The following is a 15,870-nucleotide window of genomic DNA, read 5'->3' as shown; positions in this document are numbered from 1 at the left end:
GGTGATGGTGTCGGCTTCGAGGCACGGGTTACGGTTCGTGCGGGTGAGGAGTCTGCGGATGCGCGCCGGGGGAGTCGGCACTGTTGCTGTCGGGGAGGGGTTGTTCAGCCCAGATGGTTTTACCGCGGGCGTGGTAGCGGGTGCCCCACAGCTGGGAGAGTTGGGCGACCATGAAGAGTCCGCGTCCCCCCTCGTCGGTTTCCAGCGCGCGCCGGATGTGGGGCGAGGTGCTGCTGGCGTCGGTGACCTCGCAGATCAGGGTGTGGCCGCGGATCAATCTGAGCTGGATAGGTGGAGTCCCGTATCGGATGGCGTTCGTGACGAGTTCGCTGACCAGGAGTTCCGTGGTGAAGCCGAGTTCCGCCAACCCCCACTCCGCCAGCTTGCCCGTCGCGAGCGCACGAGCACGGCCGACGTTCTCTGGTACGGCTTCCAGGTCCCAGGTGACGTAGCAGTCCCGTGGGAGTCCGCGTACGCGTACCACCAGCAGCGCCACATCGTCGTCGGGCCGGTCCCCCACGACTCGACGGACCAGGTGGTCACAGATGTCGTCGAGCCCGGGTGCGCGGCGGGAGGGATGGGGAGCCACCACTGCTTCCGCCAGGGCCTCGCGCAGCCGACCGGCGAGCGGAGCGGTGTTCGGCCGGCTCCCCGCTTCCGTGCCGCCGGGTTGCAGCAGCCCGGCGGTGTACAGAACGAGGATGTCCCCGTCAGCGAGGGCAAGTTCGCCGCTCTCGAACGGTGCGCCGCCCGGACCGAGTGGAGGACCGCCCGGCACGTCGAGCAGGTCGATCCTGCCGTCGGCCGAGACCCTCGCGGGTGGTGGATGGCCGGCTCGCGCCACCGCGCAGGACCGTGAGATCGCGTCGAACACGGCGTATACGCACGTCGTGCCGGTCGCCATGCCGGCGAGGTCCTCGCCGTGCTGGTCGTGGCACCGGTTGACCTGACCATTGAGGTGAGTGAGCAGTTCCTCGGGAGCCAGGTCCAGATCGGCCAGGGTCCGTACCGCGGTGCGCAGGCGCCCCATCGTCATGAGGCGGCGCGATGCCGTGGCCTGCTGATGAACTCGCTTGATGGCCGACCGCCGGGTCGGAGCCGAGCCAGGGACGTCCTGAGCAGGCCCGCAGCCGGCGGCAAGGTACAGCCCGTCCAGCCAAGTCCCTCGCCCTTGGCACCATCAGGTCCAACCACGGCCACCCGCGTCGCGACCTCGGGTTCGCGGCCTTCGAGGAGCCACACCTCCACAGCCGGCTCAACACCACGGAAGAGCAGGCCATGCTCGGCCAACTCGGGAGCCGCGAATCCCGCATCTTCGACCAGGAAGGAGAACGCGGGTTCAGCCTCGGAGCGGCACCCGTCCGCCAGATCCAACGCAGGGCCCACCGCCCCATGATCTGCCCACCCCGACCACCCGCGGAAGCCCTGAACCGGTGAACCTGGTCTGCCGTGCCTTGGCCCGAAGCTGCTGAAGGGCCAAGCATAAGCAGAATTCGAGGAGAAGCTCTCGGGCGACCGAAACTCGCCGAAAGCGCGCCGGCACAACTGACAGGACCACCTCGCCGAGGCCCTCGCCCGGATCGACACCTGACGTGGCGGCCGCGTGGTCCCGCAGCAGCCGGTCGAGGACGCTTCGCCGGATGTTGTAAGCGTGTGCAAGAGGCTCGCCTCCGACACTGCCTTGGGCTCGTGGGCACAGATGACCTCGCAGGGAATCCCACTCACTGCCGGATACGGGACGTCGTGTCCACCTGGTCTTCGCGGAGCTGGACTACAGACCTTTCATACGCACATGCATCTCTGGAGGGACCCGCAAATGGAGGATGTGGATCCTGTCTACGCAAGGGGCTTCAAGAGTCCATGGTGAAAGGGCAGTTGACCGATAAGAGGTGGTCACGCAGGCATCGGTGCGGGAAAATGGGAGTATGGACGACGACTTCTGTGAAGTGATGTTCCTGCCCGCTTCCCAGTGCGACCACTGTCTAACACTGCGATCGGACCTTCCCCGGAGGGTTTACATCACCAAAGGCGGGAGCGTCTACCATCGGACGCCCAACTGTGAAGGAATCAAAGACGGGCAGCGATACGCTCGGTGGAGAGGAGACGAGATCCATGACGTCCGGTCCGTCCCTCGAAGCGAGGTGCAGGCCCAGCGAGGCGCATGTGAAATCTGTCGTCCCGACCTGATTCCAAAACGACACTGAGAGCTCGTCACACCGTGACCACTTCCGCTTCTTGAGGCGCCGCCGGCACATGAGACTGCATGCGAGGGGGACGAAGACGTCGTGGAGTGGGGGCGGCGTTCCCAGCGGACGGCGAGGCGTTTGAACCCGGCGCCCCGGGCTGCTGCCGGGCGGCCTGCGGCAGATGGCGATGACTTGTTCCGCCGCGCTTGACCGACTTGGTCGTTACCGGCGCCACGGTACCGGGCGGGGCGTCAAATGCCGCCGTCGGTGCTGCCCGCGCGGCGGGCGCGGAGGACCTCCAGGGCGACCGGGATGAGGGATACGGCGACGATGACCGCGATGATCGGCAGGAGGTAGTGGTCGACGTTTGGCACGGACGCGCCGAGTGCGTAACCGGCTAGGACCAGTCCGGTGGTCCACAGCAGGCCGCCCAGAACCTGCCACAGGGCGAACGCGCGGGCCGGGACGTTCAAGATTCCGGCGAGGGGGTTCAGCACGGTCCGCACGATGGGCATGAAGCGCGCCAGGACGATGGCCTTCGCGTACCCGTAGCGATGCAGGATCTCCGCCGCCCGGGCGGCGCCTTCGCCGATCTTGCGGGACTTCGTCCGGGTCAGGAAGGCGGGCCCCGCCTTTCGACCCAGCAGGTAGCCGGTCTGTGCGCCGGCCAGGGCGCCGATGGCAGAGGCGAGGAGGACCCAGGGCAGCGACAGGTGCCCCGGAGAGGCGGCTGAGCCCGTGCACAGAAGTCCGGCGGTGAACAGAAGCGAGTCGCCGGGCAGGAAGAACCCGACGAGCAGCCCGGTCTCGGCGAACAGGATGACCGCGATGCCGATGGTTCCGAACGCGGCGAGCAGGGACTGGGCGTCGAGGAGGTTCACGGCCAGCTGTACCGGCGGTGCTGAGGCGAGGTGTGCAAGGGGCATGGGCGCGGTCCCGTCGATAATGGTGGCGGGGGTGGGGCGCACCGCCGCAGACGAAGAGGTTCCCGGACCCGCCGCCGGCGCGGTTCACCCACCTCGGTGTCTACAAAACAGTAGTCGGTCTACCTCACTGTAGACGATCTCGTGGGAGGCAGGTTTTCCATGACGGGCAGCGCGAGCGAACGTCGGCCGGCGGGCGAGCTGGAGGCCAGCGTTTTGGCGGCCTTGTGGGCAGCGGGGAGGCCGCAGTCCGCGGCGCAGGTCAGGGCTGCGATACCGCAACCTCTGGCCCGGACCACGGTGGCGACGTTGCTCGCCCGGTTGCATGAGAAGGGCATCATCGACCGGAGGCCGGGCGGGCGGAGTTTCGTGTACTTTCCGGTCGCCGATGCCCATGGCCTCGCGGCTCGCCGGATGCACCGTGAGCTCGATCAGGACGGCGACCGCAGCGTCGTCCTGGCCCGGTTCGTCGAGGGGCTCAGCGTCGACGACGAGGCAGAGCTCAGGCGGCTCCTGGAGGGAGACGGTCAATGATCGCCCTGCTGCTGGTCCCCCTGCTCCTGCCCTGGATCCTGCCGCCGCTTGCCCGGCGCGCCGCGGGCCGGGTGAGGCCCGCGGCTGCCCTGTGGGCGATCACCGCCGCCGCCGGTGTGCTCGCCGTCGGGGTCGTGGCGTGCCTGGGAGTGCTGCTACTGCCGTTCGCCCTGACGATCCCGCCCGTGGCCGCGCTCGTACACCTGACCCAGCCGCTCCGTGCCGGGCCGGCGCACCTGACGCTGGGTGTCTCCGCCCTGGCCGCCGGGATCCTCGGGGTCACCGTCGTCATCGTGGTCCGGCGTGGCCTCTGCGAGGCGAGGTGTCTGCGCATTGCCCACGGCGCCGTCGCCCACCTTCCGCACGTCGCCGGGCTGTGCGTATTGGACGACCCCCGCCCGGATGCCTATGCACTGCCCGGTCTGACGGGCCCGGGCCGGGTCGTGGTGACCAGCGGCATGCTGCGCTCTCTGGACCCGCGCGAGGGTGAGGTTCTGCTGGCCCATGAACGCGCGCACCTCGCCGCGCGTCATCATCTCTTCCTTGCCGTTGCCCAGTTGGCCGGTTGGTGCCACCCTGCGCTGGCCGCCGTGGTCCCCCAGGTGTCTTTCGCCGCCGAGCGGGCGGCGGACGAATCGGCCGCTAGCGCCACCGGCAGCCGCACCCTCACCGCGCACGCCGTGGGGCGAGCGGCGCTGGCCACCAACCGCGGTGCCGATCGACCCGGGCGGTCCGTGCTCGTGGCGGGCGCGGTCACCGGACCGGTCCCGGCCCGGGTGCGGGCCCTGCTCGGCCAGGCACCCGTCAGGCGCATCGCACCCGCTGTGCTTGCCATGGCGCTGCTCTGTACGGCGGCGGGCGCCTCTTCCGTGGCCGGGGCCGTCTGGTTGCACCGCGGGGTCGAGATCGCCCAGGGTGAGCGCCCGTCCGATTGAGGTGGGGACCCGGGCGTGGGTGAGACTTACTAAGGGCAGGCTTCCCTCACTGTCTACGTTTGAGTAGACTCCGCGGCGGCCGGGCGTGATGCCCGGCTGCCCGCGTCTCCTGCGTGAAATGAGGCCCCATGTCCGCGAGCCGTCGCCGCCTGCTGCTCGGCGTGAGCAGCGTCGTTGCGGCCGTCGTCTCACTGCCGGGGTGTGCGCAGAAGCCCGCGGGCGGTGATGAAGCGATCAAGGTGACGGCCTCGGACTCGGCCTGCGACGTCTCCAAGGCCGAGTTCCCCGCCGGACGCCTCACCCTGGACGTGGAGAACACGGGCTCCAAAGTCACCGAGGTGTACGTGCTGTTCCCGGACGACCGGATCGCGGCGGAACGCGAGAACATCGGCCCCGGTACCAAGGCCACCGTCACCGCCGAAATCAAGGCGGGCGCCTACCAGATTGCCTGCAAGCCCGGTATGAAGGGCGACGGCATCCGCCGGAAGGTCACCGCTACCGGAGAGAACGCGGCCGCCAAGCGGAGCCCCGAGGCGGACGGCGCGCTCGCCGCCTACCGCTCCTACGTCCTCGAACAGGCACAGGAAACGCTCCCGCGGGCCCGGGCCTTCGCCGACGCCGTCAAAGCCGGCGACCTCGAAGCAGCGAAGCAGCTTTACGCCCCCTCGCGCATCGGTTGGGAGCGCACCGAGCCGGTCGCCGAGTCCTTCGGCGACATCGACCCCAAAGTCGATGTCCGCGAGGACGGCCTGGAGGCGGGCCAGGACCCGGCGAAAGACTGGACCGGCTGGCACCGCCTGGAGAAGGCGCTGTGGCAGGACGGCAAGATCGGTGACCGGGAGAAGGAACTGGCCGATCAACTCATGACCGACCTGAACGTCTGGGTGAAAAGGGTCGGCACCGCCGAAATCAGTCCCACGTCCATGGCCAACGGTGCCAAGGAACTCCTCGACGAGGTTTCCCGCAACAAGATCACCGGAGAGGAGGACCGCTACTCCCCCACCGACCTGGTGGACTTCAAGGGCAACCTCGAAGGTGCCCAGAAGGCGTATGAGCTCCTCAAGCCCGCCGCCGCGAAGAACGCCCCCCAACTCGTCAAGGATCTCGACGGGCAGTTCGCGTCCCTCACCACGCTGCTGGACAAGTACCGCAACGGCACGAGTGGCTATCAGTACGCCTCCTACGACACCGTCGCAGAACCGCAGCGCAAGGAACTCTCGGACGCGGTGAACGCACTCGCCGAACCCCTGTCCAAGCTCGCCGCCGTCGTCAAGTAGTCCGGAAGGACACAGCCACCCATGTTCGGCAACTACCTGATCGGACTACGCGAAGGTCTCGAAGCGAGCCTCGTCGTCTGTATCCTCGTCGCCTACCTCGTCAAGACCGGCAACCGCCGCCGGCTTCCGCCCCTGTGGGCCGGCGTCGGCACCGCCGTCGCCCTCAGCCTCGCCTTCGGCGCCCTCCTGCAGTTCGGCTCCTCCAGCCTCACGTTCCAGGCCAAGGAAGCCCTCGGCGGCACCCTGTCCGTGCTCTCCGTCGCCCTGGTCACATGGATGGTGTTCTGGATGCGGCGCACCGCCCGCCACCTGAAGAGCGAACTCCAGGACAAGCTCGACGCCGCACTCGCCGTCGGCACCGGCGCCCTCGTTGTGACATCCTTCTTCGCCGTCGGCCGCGAGGGCCTGGAAACCTCCCTGTTCATCTGGACCGCGGTCCAGGCCACCGGTGACGGCGTCCGCCCCCTCGTCGGGGCCCTCCTCGGGCTCGCGACCTCCGTCGTGCTGGGCTGGCTCTTCTACAAGGGCGCCCTGCGCATCAACCTGGCCAAGTTCTTCCGCTGGACCGGCGCCATGCTCGTCGTGGTCGCCGCCGGCGTCCTCGCCTACGGGATCCACGACCTCCAGGAAGCCGACATCCTGCCCGGCCTTCACAGCCTGGCCTTCGACATCAGCACCACCATCCCGCCGGACTCTTGGTACGGCACCCTCCTCAAGGGCGTCTTCAACTTCCAGCCCGACCCCACCGTGCTCCAGGTGAGCGTGTGGGGCCTCTACCTGCTCCCGGTCATGGCCTTCTTCCTTACTCCGGAACGGTCCCGGTCCGTCCCCCGGGCGCAGGCCGCCGGAGTGCCGGCAGCGGAATAGAAGCAGCTACAGCGCGGCAGAGTGCTGCCGGCTGCCCGAACGGAGCGGGCGGGGGAGTGGCTGGGCGCCCGCGAGCGTCGAGCGCACCTTCAACGACGCCTTGGGCGGCCTGCCGCGCGGGCCGGCCGACGCTGTGGCGCGGATGTCCGAGGTCCTGCAGGCCCAGGCCACGGCTCAGGGCCGCGGCCCGGAGGCGGTCCGCGGTGTGGGCGGGCTGCCGGAGCGGGTGCTGGGGAACTGGCTCGCCCAGGACCCTTGGCTCGGGCGGTCTTTCGGTGGGATTCATGGCTCTACCGCGATGGCTGCCCGGTTAGCCGGACGAGCATCAGGCGGATCAGCCACCCGAGAGGTTCTGAGCGTCGCCATCCGCTGACACCCGACTCCGCGGCACCAATGTGGCACCAACGCGGTCCAGCATGCGACGAGGTCTGGACAGGCGTCGCCATGACGCCCGTCCGGACCTCATGACGTGCTTTCAGGCAGCCACGGAACCGCCCCTGTGCCCATGGTGTTTGGCAGGGCGGCAGCGGCGCGTGTAGTAGGCGTAGGTCAGCACCAGTACGAGCGGACCCCACAGCATCCCGGGGGCGATGCAGAGGCGGGCCAGTGTCTGCCAGCCGCCACTGCTGAACCGGGCGGCGTCACCCACACCGAACCAGCTCAGCAGCACGGGTGCCCAGAACGCGGTCGCGCCCAGGCCGCCGAGGGTGGCGGGGATGATCGCCGCAGAGGGAGCGATCCGTTTCCCGCCGATGAACGGTAGCCATTCGGGGGCGACCTCGCCCCATCCCCGCACCAATCCGAAGGACAGCAGTGCCAACCCCTCCGTGATCAAGCTGAGCCCGAAGACGTAGGGGACGGACACCCACAACGACGACGGCATCGCCCCGTCCACGTCCAGGCCCATCTCGAAGCCGAAGGCGAACGGTAGCCGCCACAAGCACTGGGGCAGCAGCAGCAAAGGGATCGCATGGGCGGTGATGGAAGCCCATGGTGGGACCGGCCGTTCGGTGCCGTGCGCAGTCGTGGTCGGGAGAGGTCCGTCGATCGCTGTCATGGCATCAGCCTCTTCGGTCCTCGACGGCTGGTCGTCATCCCCGAGGTGGTACCGGCGTCTGCATGGGGGAGCCTTGAGTCAGCCTTCGCGATGATGCGTTGGCGGGAGGAGCCCCCGGTCCCCTTGCCGAATTCACTCCGGGCTAGGTCGGTGGCCGCCACCACGGAGAGGCAGTGCAGGGCCCTCAGCCGCGCCCGTTCCCTGGGAACGCCGGCCGGCTGCGAGGGGTAGCGCGGAGTTCTCCGCCACGTTCAGCGCGGGGACCAGGGTGAGGCCCTGGCCCACGACTCCGACCTGTCCGTGCGCCGGTACCCGGGGCAGCCCCGGCCAGCTGATCTCTCCGGCCGTGGGTTGTTCGACGTCTGCCATCAGGTGCAGCAGGGTCGACTTACCGGAGCCCGAAGGGCCCGTGATGGCAATCCGGTCACCCACGTGGACCTGGCAGGTCGCGCTGTCCACGGCGACCACGGCAGCCGGTCCGTGGCCGTAGGTGCGGGCTGCGTCCTGGCAGCGCAGGAGCAGGGTGCCCGCGGTGGTCACGGCAGGACCTCTCCGCGGCCCGGCCGGTCGACCCGGCGGTCGGACCCGAAGGCTTGGGGGGCATCGACGGCGAGGACGGCTCGCCGCTCTGCGGAGGGCGCGGGGGCCGGGACGGGGGTACGTCGCATGATCATGGCGCCTTTCGGGAGACGGAACGGAACCGCGGGTCTCCTCCGACGCTAGGCAGTGGCCGGTTAGCGCCCTGCCCGCTCATGGTGAGAGGACGGTAAAGCCCCGCCTCCGCACCGCCCGGTGCCTCGGAACCCCGGCGCAGTCCTGCGTGCGGGCCCGGTCAGCCGGGGTCCGCTTCGAGGCGGTATCCGTAGCCGCGCAGGGTGGAGACACTCGGCGGTTCCACGGGCGGTCCCGCCTCTCGGGCCGCCGCTTGGAGACGGCGGCGCAACGAGGCGAGGGTGACGTCCAGCGTCTTCGTCGGACCGAACCAGTTCTCGTCCCACACCCGTGCCATGAGGTCCTCGCGCGACACGGCGGTTCCCGAGTGCTGCGCCAGCACCGCGAGCAGGTCGAACTCCTTGGGGCGCAGGGGGACCTCGACGTGGCCGAGCGTGCACCGGCGGGCTCGCGTGTCCAGGAGGAGGCTGCCGATCCGGTACGTCGTCTCCCGGTCGTCCTGACCGGCGGGGAGCCGGCGCAGGTGGGCGCGGAGCCGGGCCAGCAGCACGGACAGGGTGAAAGGCTTGACGAGGTAGTCGTCGGCTCCCGCGTCGAGACCGGCGATGACGTCGATCTCGTCGGTGCGGGCGGTCAGGATGACGAGCAGCAGCTCCGGGTACCGGCTGCGGAGCTCGCGGGCGATGTCGATGCCGTCGGCGTCGGGCAGTCCGAGGTCGAGCAGGACGACGTCCGGGGGTGCGGCGTGGGCGGCGGTGAGGCCGCCGTTGCCGGTGCGGCACCAGGTGGTGGCGTACCCCTGGGCCCGCAGTCCGGTCTCTAGGTGCCGTCCGATGGTGTGGTCGTCCTCGATGACGAGGAGGACGGGGGCGGAGCTGCGGTCCTGGCGCGCGGGCATGGTCAGCAGCGTAGGCGTACGCGTCACAGTTCGCGCAGTTCCTCGACGGGCGGGCGGGTGGAGCGCCGGGCGGCGTTCACGGCGGCGACGGCGAGGGCCGTGACGGTGGCGGCGGCGGTGAGGAGGAGGTAGTGCCACGGGACGGCCGCGCCGACCGGGGGCGGGTCGAAGACACCGGTGAGGGCCTTGACCAGCAACCCGGACAGGGCCCAGCCGACAAGGGCGCCCCCGGCGAACGCCGCGGCCGTCAGCGCGGCCGCTTCCGCCAGGACGAGCCCGCGGGGCGTTGAAGCCGCCCTCGGCACCGCCGCCACCTCATGATGGGCGGCATGAGAGCGCGCGTGGTCCGTGTGGCCCTGGTGGCGGCGGCTGTGGCCCTTCTTCTGCTCGCCGTGCCGCTGGCCGTGGCGATCCGGTTCACGTTCTACGCCGATGAGGGCGGGGAACTGGAACGGGCCGCCATGGCGGCCGTCGTACGCGTCGGGCCCGAGTTCGGCTCCGGGGACCCGGTGGAACTGCCGGGCGGACAGGGCGAAGTGCGGCTGGGCCTCTACGACCCGGCCGGCCGGTTGCTCTCCGGGGCGGGGCCCGCGACCGGCGGAACCACCGTCCGCAAGGCATTGGACGGGGGCGTGGCCCAGCAGCAGTCCGACGGCGAGCTCGTCGTCGTCGTGCCCGTCTCCAGCGGTGAGCGGGTCATCGGGGCGGTCCGTGCCTCGACCGGTTCACGCGGCGTGTGGGCACGGGTGCTGTGGGGTTGGGCGGCCCTGCTGGGGGTCTGTCTGCTGGCGCTCGGTGCGGCGGTCGTCGTCGCCCGCCGGCAGGCGTCCGCACTCAGTTCCCCACTGGAGGTCCTCGCCCGGACGTCGCTCGCCATCGCCGACGGCGATCTGACGGCGCGCGCCGCACGCAGCACGATCACCGAGATCGACGAAGTGGCGCGCGCCCACAACGCGATGGTCGGACGTCTGGCACGGATGTTGGAACGCGAACGGCACTTCACCGCCAACGCCTCCCACCAACTGCGCACTCCCCTGACCGGACTCCAGCTCGGCCTGGAAGCGGCTCTGGCCGACCCGGAGGCGGACCTCCGCGCCGCGCTCGCCGAGGCGGCGGAGCGCTCACGTCACCTGGACCGCACCATCGACGAAGTGCTGCGTCTGGCGTCCTCCGGTACGGCCACGGCCGCACCCGCCTCCGCGCAGCGGGTCGGTGATCTGCTGGAGGGGGTGGAGCGCCGGTGGCACGGCGTGCTCGCCCGCGACGGCCGCCGTCTGAACGTGGTGTGGGAACCGGAGTCGGCGCACCTGCCCGCGCCCGGTCGCACCACCGACCAGATCCTCGACGTCCTCCTGGACAACGCCCACCGCCACGGCGACGGAAGCGTCTCGCTGACCCTGCGCGACCTGGGAACCGCGCTCGCGCTGGACGTCGCCGACGAGGGAACCGCCGTCCTCGACGCCCGGGCGATCTTCGAACGGGGAATCGGCGACGGATCCGGCATCGGGCTGGCGTTGGCGCGGGAGCTGGCCGAGGCAGCCGGAGCGCGCCTCTCCCTGTCCGGAACCGCCCCCACCCGCTTCACCCTGCTGCTGCCACTGGACGACGACAGGTGATCCGGTTCGCGGCGAGCTTCTGTAGGAGGCTGAACGCGAGGACGGGCAGCAGGATCTGCGGCCGGTCCGGCATCGCGGTGGTGATCAGCACGGCGCCCGCGCTGCTGTTGCTCATGCCGCAGGCCAGCGTGACGGACATGCCTGCGGGCGTGCCCAGACGCAGGGCGCGGGCGCACCAGCGGCCCCATCCGAAGGACAGGACACACACGGCGGCCGCGGTACCCACCGCCGCGAGGAGGAGCAGCGGGCGGGGGCGGCTGAGGAACTGTCCCAGCGCGCCGCTGGCATTGACGTAGGTGAGCAGGAGCGCGGCGAGCGCGGCCGTCAGCGCGGCCACCGGCAGTACGGTGCGCTCCGCGCGAGCGGACAGCAGGAGGCGGCAGCCGATGCCGGCGGCGCACGGCAGCAGGACCCCGGTGAGGGCGAAGCCGCCGCCCATGCCGCCCGCGGCGGCGGCCAGCGGCCGCGCGTACTCGGCGCTCAGCAGCGGCGCGAGGGCGCCGATCGTGACCGGTACGGTGAGGGGGCTGACGAGGGCGGACGCGAGGACCAGGCCCAGTATCGCCGGTTCGTCGCCCCGGCCACCGCTCGTCCACACCGTGGCCCCGGCGGCCACGGGCATCGCGAGCGTCAGGACCATGGCGGCCACCATCCCACTGCCGCCGTCGGAGTCGGGCGAGCAGCGCAGCGCCACGGCGATGACGGGGATGATCAGCAGTGGCGCGGCCAAATGGAGACCCAAGCCGGCCAGCAGGACACGGGGCCGGCGCAGCATCCGGGCCAGGGCGCGGGGACAGGCCCGCAGCCCGGCCGCGAGGAGGACGGCGGCCAGCAGTATCTCGGTGACGTTGAAGCCCGCGCACAGGTGTCCGCCCAGGGCCGCGCTGTGGCCGTGCCGCAGCCACAGCCCCGGGGCCGGAAGAAGGGCGGCCGCGCCATAGGCGGCGCAGGAAGCCCAGCCGAGTCGTCGGCGCAGGAACCCCAGCGGCCTGTCGAGGGGATGTCCGGACGCGGGAGCGGTCTCCATGACGGCGAGCGTAGGCGCGGGCCCGGCGGCGGAAAGCCCGGCCCGGGCGGGTCCGGCCCACGTGCTCAGGATGTGTTCAGGCTCGTGCCGGCAACGTCCACGCCATGACATACGAGACGCATCCCGCCACCGACTCCCGAGCGCCCGTCGCACCCCTGCGCAACAAGGTCCCCGAGATCACCGCGTACTTCTGGGTCATCAAGGTGCTGTGCACCACCGTGGGCGAGACCGCGGCGGACTACCTCAACGCCCAGCTGGGTCTGGGACTCACGGGGACCTCCCTTGTGATGACGGCCCTGCTGGTCATCGCGCTGGTGGCGCAGTTCCGCACGAAGGCGTACCGGCCCGGCATCTACTGGCTGGTCGTCGTCCTGGTCAGTGTCGTCGGCACGCTGATCAGCGACAACCTCACGGACAACCTGGGCGTGCCGTTGGAGGTCACGACGGCCGTGTTCGCCCTGGCGCTGGCGGCCACCTTCGCCCTCTGGTTCAAGCGGGAGGGAACGCTGTCGATCTACCGCGTCGACTCGGTCCCCCGGGAAGGGTTCTACTGGGCGGCGGTGCTGTTCACCTTCGCCCTGGGCACGGCGGCCGGAGACCTGGTGGCGGAGCGGATGTCCCTGGGCTACTGGGTCGCGGCCCTGCTGTTCGGCCTGGTCATCGCGGCGGTCGCCCTCACGCACTACACCATGGGGCTGGGCGCGGTACTGAGCTTCTGGACCGTGTACGTCCTCACCCGCCCGCTGGGGGCCTCCATCGGCGATTACCTGTCCCAGCCCGTCGAGGACGGCGGCCTGGGCTTCGGCACCGTGGTCACCAGCGCGCTGTTCCTCACGGTGATCCTCGGCCTCGTGGTGTTCCTGACGGTCTCCCGGCGCGACGTCACGGACGGGGAGCAAGTCAGCCGGCCGGCAGTGTGACCACGAACAGCGCGCCGTGACGATGCGCTTCGTCGTGGTGGACGTCGCCGTCCACGGAGCGGGCCAGGCGTCGCGCGAGCGGCAAACCGAGGCCCGCTCCGGCGTGTCCGTCGCAGGGGTTGGCCCGCCGTCCGGGGCGGAAGAGCTCCGGAGTGAAGTCCGTCGGGACTCCCGGCCCGTCGTCGGTGATCTCGATGCGGATGTACGCCTCCTGGCGGCGGGCGCTCAACCCGACCCGCGAGCGGGCGTGACGCAGGGCATTGTCGAGGACGGGACTGACCGCCCGTTCGAGGAGCGCCTGCGGGACGCCGGCGGTCAGGCCCTCGGTCCCGGTGGCGACATGGACCTCGACCCGCCCGCATGGGGGGAGCTGCGCGACAAGCCGGACCAGCGCGGACCGGACGTCCGTGGCGCCGCGCGTGGCGACGGTGCTGTGGCGGGCGTCGTCGAGGAGGGTGTCGCAGATGGTGTGCATGGAGCGCGCGGCGTCCTCGATGGCGGCGCAGGCGGCTCGTGACTCGGCCGCGGAGCGGGGCCGGCTCTGCCACCAGTCGAGTTCGGCGATGATCCGGGCGAGCGGGTTGCGCAGCTCGTGGGACAGCTCCCGGGTGAGCTGCTGTTCGTGGCGCAGCCCCGCGCGGATCCGGTCCAGGAGCGCGTCGAGCGAGCCGCCGAGCAGGGCAAGTTCCTCGGGCCGCCGGACGTCGCCGAACCGCTCGTCGGAGGCGAGGGCGCTCCAGCTCGTGGCCTGTTTCGTCATGGTGCGTACGGGACGCAGGGCGCGGCCCACCGCGAGCCGGGTCAGCGCGTACGTGCAGGCCAGCATCGCCGCGTCGAGCACGAGTGAGGCGTACAGCACCGTGTCCGCGGAACCGCGGTAGGGCGTGAGGCCGACGGCGGTGACCACGGCGGCCGACGCGCCCCCGGAACCGGTGACGGGCTGGACGCACAAGCGCACCGGCTCCCGCCCCCCGACGGTGGCGCACCGCCGCCCGCCCCCGGCCGCGAGGGCGTCCGCGGCCCGGTCGAGCGGGCCGCCCGCCGCCACGCCGGGCGGGGCCTCGAGCCGGACGGGTCCGGCGTAGATCCAGACATCGGCGTCGAGCGCGTCGTCATTGGGCACCTCCACGACGCGGGCCGTGGGCCCCGAGGTGTCGACGGTCGCGGCGACGGCGGCCGCCCGGGTGATCAGGTGATCGTCCGCCTGCTGCTGGAGCCGCTGGCGGACGACGGCGTTGAAGACGACGGTGAGTACGATCATCAGCAGGGCCGCGGCCGCCAGGGCCACCAGCGAGAGCCGGCCGCGCAGGGTGTACGGGAGCCGGCGGCGGGGGCGCTTCATGACAGGCGGTGTCCGATCCCGCGGCTGGTGGCGAGCGTACGGTCGCTTCCGGCGGTACGGAGCTTGCGGCGCAGCCGGCTCAGGTACTGGTCGAGGGTGTTGTCGCTCACCTGGGCCCCCTCGGGCCAGCCGGCCCGGACCAGGTCGCGGCGGGTGACCAGCCCGCCCGCTGCGGCGATGAGCACGGCCAGCAGCCGGAACTCGGTCGGCGTCAGGTCCACGCGCGCTCCTGCCACGGTGCATGTGTGGCGGGTCGGATCGAGCAGCAGGTCGCCCGCAGCGGCGGGTGCCGGCGGGCCTGCCCGCCTGAGCGCGGCGCGCAGGCGTGCGGCGAGCTCGGCGAGGTGGAAGGGCTTGGCGAGGTAGTCGTCGCCCCCTGCCGAGAACCCGGTCAGCCGGTCGGCCAGGTTGCGGTGCGCCGTCAGGAAGATGACGGGAGCCGTGAAACCGCGCGCCCTGAGGGCCTGGCAGACGTCCCGGCCGTCCGCGTCGGGCAGCCCGACGTCCAGGACGACGCCGTCGAAGCCCTCGTCGGCCAGCCGCAGCGCCCCGGCGCCGTCGGCCGCCGGGGCCGGGTCGAAGTCCTCGTCGCGCAGGCCGCGCAGCAGTACGTCCCGCAGGGCGTGGTCGTCCTCGACGACGAGGATGCGCTGCCTCACGTCAGTCGTCCGCCGGACGGCCGGTCACCCGTAGGCCGGTCACCCGTACGCCGCAGGTACGCGCAGGCCGGCAGGGAGAGCCAGGCGGTGGCGAAGAGCCACCCGCCGATCACGTCGGTGAACCAGTGGACCCCCAGGTAGACGCGGGTGAGGCCGACGACCGCGCCCCAGAGCCCGATCAGCACCACGAGCGTCCTGGGCGGGGTCCGGTCGCCGCGCAGCAGCAGTGCGGCGACCAGGAGCCCGGCGGTCATCGCTCCGGTGGTGCTGTGGCCGGAGGGGAAGGACCAGCCGGAGGCCTGGGCGGCCCAGTCCTCGACCGGGGGGCGTGCGCGGGCGATCAGGGTCATGGTCATGTAGCGCAGGGCCTGTCCCGCGCCGAGGCACAGCATCAGCGCGGCCGCCGTCCAGGCGCGCTGCCGGATGGTGCGCCCCGCGTACAGGCCGGCGAGCAGGAGCAGGGCGTAGGGAATCACGCCGGTGCCGGTGTCGGTCAGGGCGCGGGCCCCCGCCACCAAGGCGGCCGGGCGGTGCTCCACGGACCAGCGGTGCAGGAACGCGTCGGCGGGCAGCAGCTGGTTCGGGGCCCACACGATCCACACCGTCAGCATGGCGAAGAGCGCCGCAGTGGTAAGGGCCACCCACGCGATCCGGCGCGCGAGGCCGGCGCGGCTCATGCGCCGGCCAGGAGGGGACGCAGCACGCCTCGCTTCAGCCGTTCCGCCCAGGAGTCTTGGTTCCGTCGGACGATGGTGGCTGCCGAGGCCGCGACGAGGGCGCCGATGAGGAAGCCGGCGAGTGCGTCGTGCGGGTAGTGCACGCCCACCCAGACCCTGGAGGCGGCCATGAGGACGGCCGCGGTCAGGGCGGCGGCGCCGAGCCGCCGCGATACGTAGAGCAGCGCGACGGCGGCCGCGGCGGCGAGGGCGGAATGGTTGCTGGGGAACGACCAGTCGC

At 71.4% G+C, this 15,870-nt stretch carries 18 protein-coding genes; 6 read left to right on the top strand and 12 right to left on the bottom strand.

Annotated features, from left to right (window positions below):
• Positions 1-28: 28 nt before the first annotated feature.
• Positions 29-1,036: an ATP-binding SpoIIE family protein phosphatase gene (locus ABZ934_RS31150; RefSeq protein WP_361319527.1), complete on the bottom strand. Its 1,008-nt coding sequence runs from the start codon at positions 1,034-1,036 to the stop codon at positions 29-31.
• A gap of 1,401 nt (positions 1,037-2,437) precedes the next feature.
• A complete protein-coding gene (locus ABZ934_RS31145) occupies positions 2,438-3,112 on the bottom strand; it encodes a DedA family protein (protein ID WP_361319525.1) in 675 nt (224 codons plus the stop codon).
• Positions 3,113-3,271: 159 nt separating this feature from the next.
• On the opposite strand from ABZ934_RS31145, the gene ABZ934_RS31140 reads away from it, so the two are divergent.
• From ABZ934_RS31140 to efeU, 4 genes are all read left to right on the top strand, one after another.
• Positions 3,272-3,643 (top strand): BlaI/MecI/CopY family transcriptional regulator, encoded by a 372-nt coding sequence (locus ABZ934_RS31140; RefSeq protein ID WP_361319523.1) that lies wholly within the window; start codon positions 3,272-3,274, stop codon positions 3,641-3,643.
• On the top strand, positions 3,640-4,578 hold the full coding sequence (locus tag ABZ934_RS31135; RefSeq protein WP_361319521.1) for a M56 family metallopeptidase: 939 nt from the start codon (positions 3,640-3,642) through the stop codon (positions 4,576-4,578). Before ABZ934_RS31140 ends, ABZ934_RS31135 begins: the two co-directional genes overlap by 4 nt.
• A 128-nt stretch (positions 4,579-4,706) precedes the next feature.
• Complete coding sequence (efeO, locus tag ABZ934_RS31130) at positions 4,707-5,855, top strand: iron uptake system protein EfeO (protein ID WP_361319519.1); 1,149 nt, start codon at positions 4,707-4,709, stop codon at positions 5,853-5,855.
• A 21-nt stretch (positions 5,856-5,876) separates the two neighbouring features.
• A complete protein-coding gene (gene efeU / locus ABZ934_RS31125) occupies positions 5,877-6,722 on the top strand; it encodes an iron uptake transporter permease EfeU (protein ID WP_361319517.1) in 846 nt (281 codons plus the stop codon).
• A 475-nt stretch (positions 6,723-7,197) separates the two neighbouring features.
• Here efeU and ABZ934_RS31120 read toward each other — a convergent pair whose 3' ends face one another.
• The 5 genes from ABZ934_RS31120 to ABZ934_RS31100 form a co-directional block, all read right to left on the bottom strand.
• Positions 7,198-7,779, bottom strand: coding sequence for a hypothetical protein (locus tag ABZ934_RS31120; protein ID WP_361319515.1), 582 nt, complete (start codon positions 7,777-7,779; stop codon positions 7,198-7,200).
• Between the two features lie 132 nt (positions 7,780-7,911).
• Positions 7,912-8,319 (bottom strand): ATP-binding cassette domain-containing protein, encoded by a 408-nt coding sequence (locus ABZ934_RS31115; RefSeq protein WP_361319513.1) that lies wholly within the window; start codon positions 8,317-8,319, stop codon positions 7,912-7,914.
• On the bottom strand, positions 8,316-8,447 hold the full coding sequence (locus ABZ934_RS31110) for a hypothetical protein (protein ID WP_361319511.1): 132 nt from the start codon (positions 8,445-8,447) through the stop codon (positions 8,316-8,318). Before ABZ934_RS31110 ends, ABZ934_RS31115 begins: the two co-directional genes overlap by 4 nt.
• Positions 8,448-8,611: 164 nt before the next feature.
• Positions 8,612-9,349 carry a response regulator transcription factor gene (locus ABZ934_RS31105; RefSeq protein ID WP_361319577.1) on the bottom strand — a complete coding sequence of 246 codons (738 nt, stop codon included), beginning with the start codon at positions 9,347-9,349 and terminating at the stop codon, positions 8,612-8,614.
• Between the two features lie 23 nt (positions 9,350-9,372).
• Positions 9,373-9,654: an FtsX-like permease family protein gene (locus tag ABZ934_RS31100; RefSeq protein WP_361319509.1), complete on the bottom strand. Its 282-nt coding sequence runs from the start codon at positions 9,652-9,654 to the stop codon at positions 9,373-9,375.
• Positions 9,655-9,678: 24 nt separating this feature from the next.
• On the opposite strand from ABZ934_RS31100, the gene ABZ934_RS31095 reads away from it, so the two are divergent.
• Positions 9,679-10,965: a HAMP domain-containing sensor histidine kinase gene (locus ABZ934_RS31095; RefSeq protein ID WP_361319507.1), complete on the top strand. Its 1,287-nt coding sequence runs from the start codon at positions 9,679-9,681 to the stop codon at positions 10,963-10,965.
• Here ABZ934_RS31095 and ABZ934_RS31090 read toward each other — a convergent pair.
• On the bottom strand, positions 10,931-11,992 hold the full coding sequence (locus ABZ934_RS31090; protein WP_361319505.1) for a sodium-dependent transporter: 1,062 nt from the start codon (positions 11,990-11,992) through the stop codon (positions 10,931-10,933). The two genes, ABZ934_RS31095 and ABZ934_RS31090, sit on opposite strands and share 35 nt — an antisense overlap.
• Before the next feature lie 104 nt (positions 11,993-12,096).
• On the opposite strand from ABZ934_RS31090, the gene ABZ934_RS31085 reads away from it, so the two are divergent.
• Positions 12,097-12,912: a hypothetical protein gene (locus ABZ934_RS31085; RefSeq protein ID WP_361319503.1), complete on the top strand. Its 816-nt coding sequence runs from the start codon at positions 12,097-12,099 to the stop codon at positions 12,910-12,912.
• On the opposite strand, the gene ABZ934_RS31080 is transcribed toward ABZ934_RS31085, so the two are convergent.
• The 4 genes from ABZ934_RS31080 to ABZ934_RS31065 form a co-directional block, all read right to left on the bottom strand.
• A complete protein-coding gene (locus tag ABZ934_RS31080; protein ID WP_361319501.1) occupies positions 12,893-14,254 on the bottom strand; it encodes a HAMP domain-containing sensor histidine kinase in 1,362 nt (453 codons plus the stop codon). The two genes, ABZ934_RS31085 and ABZ934_RS31080, sit on opposite strands and share 20 nt — an antisense overlap.
• Complete coding sequence (locus ABZ934_RS31075) at positions 14,251-14,913, bottom strand: response regulator transcription factor (RefSeq protein WP_361319499.1); 663 nt, start codon at positions 14,911-14,913, stop codon at positions 14,251-14,253. Before ABZ934_RS31075 ends, ABZ934_RS31080 begins: the two co-directional genes overlap by 4 nt.
• Complete coding sequence (locus ABZ934_RS31070) at positions 14,910-15,590, bottom strand: phosphatase PAP2 family protein (RefSeq protein WP_361319497.1); 681 nt, start codon at positions 15,588-15,590, stop codon at positions 14,910-14,912. The genes ABZ934_RS31075 and ABZ934_RS31070 overlap by 4 nt, the downstream gene beginning before the upstream one ends.
• On the bottom strand, positions 15,587-15,870 hold a 284-nt coding region (locus tag ABZ934_RS31065; protein ID WP_361319495.1), incomplete at its 5' end, for a phosphatase PAP2 family protein. The genes ABZ934_RS31065 and ABZ934_RS31070, both read right to left, overlap by 4 nt.

Origin of the sequence: Streptomyces sp. NPDC046557, assembly GCF_040645975.1 — a bacterium.
GTDB lineage: Bacteria > Actinomycetota > Actinomycetes > Streptomycetales > Streptomycetaceae > Streptomyces.
The sequence above is the reverse complement of the archived record's forward strand: the minus strand, read 5'-3'. Positions and strand labels throughout refer to the sequence as shown.

Excerpts from the sequence above, each read along its gene's own strand:
- ABZ934_RS31150 (WP_361319527.1), bottom strand. The coding sequence starts at position 1,036 with ATGACGATGGGGCGCCTGCGCACCGCGGTACGGACCCTGGCCGATCTG.
- ABZ934_RS31145 (WP_361319525.1), bottom strand. The coding sequence starts at position 3,112 with ATGCCCCTTGCACACCTCGCCTCAGCACCGCCGGTACAGCTGGCCGTG.
- ABZ934_RS31140 (WP_361319523.1), top strand. The coding sequence starts at position 3,272 with ATGACGGGCAGCGCGAGCGAACGTCGGCCGGCGGGCGAGCTGGAGGCC.
- ABZ934_RS31135 (WP_361319521.1), top strand. The coding sequence starts at position 3,640 with ATGATCGCCCTGCTGCTGGTCCCCCTGCTCCTGCCCTGGATCCTGCCG.
- efeO (WP_361319519.1), top strand. The coding sequence starts at position 4,707 with ATGTCCGCGAGCCGTCGCCGCCTGCTGCTCGGCGTGAGCAGCGTCGTT.
- efeU (WP_361319517.1), top strand. The coding sequence starts at position 5,877 with ATGTTCGGCAACTACCTGATCGGACTACGCGAAGGTCTCGAAGCGAGC.
- ABZ934_RS31120 (WP_361319515.1), bottom strand. The coding sequence starts at position 7,779 with ATGACAGCGATCGACGGACCTCTCCCGACCACGACTGCGCACGGCACC.
- ABZ934_RS31110 (WP_361319511.1), bottom strand. The coding sequence starts at position 8,447 with ATGCGACGTACCCCCGTCCCGGCCCCCGCGCCCTCCGCAGAGCGGCGA.
- ABZ934_RS31105 (WP_361319577.1), bottom strand. The coding sequence starts at position 9,349 with ATGCCCGCGCGCCAGGACCGCAGCTCCGCCCCCGTCCTCCTCGTCATC.
- ABZ934_RS31095 (WP_361319507.1), top strand. The coding sequence starts at position 9,679 with ATGAGAGCGCGCGTGGTCCGTGTGGCCCTGGTGGCGGCGGCTGTGGCC.
- ABZ934_RS31090 (WP_361319505.1), bottom strand. The coding sequence starts at position 11,992 with ATGGAGACCGCTCCCGCGTCCGGACATCCCCTCGACAGGCCGCTGGGG.
- ABZ934_RS31085 (WP_361319503.1), top strand. The coding sequence starts at position 12,097 with ATGACATACGAGACGCATCCCGCCACCGACTCCCGAGCGCCCGTCGCA.
- ABZ934_RS31080 (WP_361319501.1), bottom strand. The coding sequence starts at position 14,254 with ATGAAGCGCCCCCGCCGCCGGCTCCCGTACACCCTGCGCGGCCGGCTC.
- ABZ934_RS31070 (WP_361319497.1), bottom strand. The coding sequence starts at position 15,590 with ATGAGCCGCGCCGGCCTCGCGCGCCGGATCGCGTGGGTGGCCCTTACC.